The following is a 2,677-nucleotide window of genomic DNA, read 5'->3' as shown; positions in this document are numbered from 1 at the left end:
GGGGTGACCGTCGTCGGCGTCCCGCTGGATGTCGCGGCACTGCAGCGGCCCGGCGGGTCGGGGACCGACTATGATGCGCTGCTGGACACCCGCACACCCTACTCGCGCAATCCCCGGGTCACGGTGTCCCCGGCGTCGCGGTCCGGGAGGATCTCCGACGCGGAGAACCAGCTCGCCACTGACGCCGCCACGATTCCGCTCGCGGTCGAACCGCGACTCGTCCTCACCGCCTCCACTGTGTCCGGGGTCTCCGACTCCGGTGGGGAGCAGGGACTGAGCTGGAACATGGATCGCTGGACCTCCACCGACCATCCATTGACCGAAGACCCTGACACCTCCGAGGAGACTGAGTGACCAGCACCGACAATCCCGAGATTCCCGCCGGCGCCGATGCCCGCTGGGCCCTGAGGACCCTCACCCGGTTCGTCTCCGACTACCCGGAGCCGGGGATCGTCTTCCAGGATCTCACCCCGGTCCTCGCGGACGCCCACGGTTTCCGTCTCATCGTCAACGACCTCGCTGACGCCTGCGGTCCATTCCGAGCTGACCTGGTCGGCGGCCTCGACGCCCGGGGATTCCTCCTCGGTTCCGCCGTCGCCGTGGAACTCGGCGTCGGGATCCTCGCGGTACGCAAGGCGGGTAAGCTGCCGCCGCCGGTGCTGCACGAGGAGTATACGCTGGAGTACGGTACCGCCGCCCTCGAGATCCCGGCTGACGGCCTGGATCTCACCGGGAAGCGCGTCATGCTCATCGATGACGTATTGGCCACGGGGGGCACGCTCGCTGCGTCCCGTCGCCTCATCGAGCGCGCCGGCGGGGAGGTGTGCGGCGTCGCGGTGGCACTGGAGGTCACCGAGCTCAACGGCCGGGCCCGCTTCGGTGACCTGCCGCTCTACGTTGTCGCCGCCGGACGGTAGGCTTACAGCACACACGGGCGCACGACCGTCGGGGTGACACCCCGGGAGAGAAACGGTGAGGCATGAGTAACGAGAAGAACTCGCTGTGGATGGCCGCGCGGATCGCGCGAAGCCTCACCGGCAAGAGCCGGATCAATCCGGTGCTGGGACCGTTGATCGCGGTGCACCGCCGGTACCATCCGAAAGCCGACATCGAGCTTCTCGACCGTGCCTACACCACTGCGGAGAAGCTCCACGAGGGGGTGCTGCGCAAGTCCGGTGAACCCTACATCACCCACCCGTTGGCGGTGGCGAACATCGTCGCCGAGATCGGCATGGACACCACCACCCTGGTTGCCGCGCTGCTGCATGACACCGTCGAGGACACCGACTACTCCCTCGACGACCTCACCCGCGACTTCGGTCCGGAGGTCGCGCTGCTCGTCGACGGGGTCACCAAGCTGGACAAGGTCGCCCTGGGTTCAGCGGCTGAGGCGGAGACGATCCGTAAGATGATCGTCGCGATGGCCCACGATCCGCGCGTCCTCGTGATCAAGGTCGCCGATCGGCTGCACAATATGCGCACCATGCGTTTCCTGCCGCCCGAGAAGCAGGCGAGGAAGGCCCGGCAGACCCTGGAGGTCATCGCCCCGCTGGCGCACCGCCTCGGCATGGCGACGATCAAGTGGGAGCTCGAGGACCTCTCCTTCGCGATCCTGTACCCGAAGAAGTACGGCGAGATCGTCCGTCTCGTCGCCGACCGGGCACCGAAGCGGGACCAGTACCTCGCGAAAGTCATCGACGAGATCGGGTCGACGATGAAGGAGGCCCACATCGTCGCGGATGTCGTGGGCAGACCCAAACACTACTGGTCGATCTACCAGAAGATGATCGTGCGGGGCCGAGACTTCGACGACATCTACGACCTTGTCGGTATCCGGATCCTCGTCGACGATGTCAAGGACTGCTACGCCGCGGTCGGTGCGGTGCATTCGCTGTACCAGCCGATGCCCGGCCGGTTCAAGGACTACATCTCCCAGCCCCGCTTCGGCGTCTACCGCTCACTGCACACCACCGTCCTCGGGCCGGACGCCAAGGCCCTGGAGGTGCAGATCCGTACCCACGAGATGCACTACCAGGCCGAGTACGGCATCGCCGCGCACTGGCGCTACAAGGAGACCAAGGGTTCGCACAAGGGGGACAACGCCGAGGTCGACCAGATGGCGTGGATGCGGCAGCTGCTGGACTGGCAGAAGGAGGCCGCGGACCCCAACGAGTTCCTCGACTCACTGCGCTACGACCTGTCCACCAACCAGATCTTCGCCTTCACCCCGAAGGGGGACGCGATCACTCTGCCCGCAGGGTCGACAGCCATCGATTTCGCCTACGCGGTGCACACCGAAGTCGGGCACCGCTGCATCGGGGCAAAGGTCAACGGCAAACTCGTCGCCCTGGAGACACCGCTCAACACCGGCGACAAGGTGGAGGTCTTCACCTCGAAGGATGCTCACGCCGGTCCGTCGAAGGACTGGGAGAAGATCGCCGTCTCCCCGCGCGCCAAGAACAAGATCCGTGCCTGGTTCAACAAGGAGCGGCGCGAGGAGTCGCTGGAGAAGGGGCGTGACGCACTGGCCCACGAGGCGCAGCGCACCGGCATCCCGTTGCAGCGTCTGGTCACCGCCGAGGCCCTGAAGACCGTCGCGACCTCCCTGCACAGGGAGAGCGTCGACGATCTCTACAACGCCATCGGCGCCGGCGGGGAGACCGCTGGTCATGTCGTG

The 2,677-nt window shown here is 66.5% G+C and carries 2 protein-coding genes and 1 pseudogene; all 3 read left to right on the top strand.

Features of this window, described 5'->3' with window-relative positions:
* Nucleotides 1–354: pseudogene (locus QZV72_RS03035) on the top strand (hypothetical protein); the annotation flags it as partial.
* Complete coding sequence (locus QZV72_RS03030; RefSeq protein WP_297005099.1) at nt 351–917, top strand: adenine phosphoribosyltransferase; 567 nt, start codon at nt 351–353, stop codon at nt 915–917. The pseudogene QZV72_RS03035 and the gene QZV72_RS03030, both read left to right, overlap by 4 nt.
* 62 nt (nt 918–979) lie before the next feature.
* The coding region (locus tag QZV72_RS03025; RefSeq protein ID WP_297005097.1) for a bifunctional (p)ppGpp synthetase/guanosine-3',5'-bis(diphosphate) 3'-pyrophosphohydrolase at nt 980–2,677 on the top strand (1,698 nt) is incomplete at its 3' end.

Source organism: uncultured Corynebacterium sp., from assembly GCF_902782855.1.
Classification (GTDB): domain Bacteria; phylum Actinomycetota; class Actinomycetes; order Mycobacteriales; family Mycobacteriaceae; genus Corynebacterium.
Note: the sequence above shows the minus strand (reverse complement) of the source record. Positions and strands in the feature narration are given on the sequence as shown.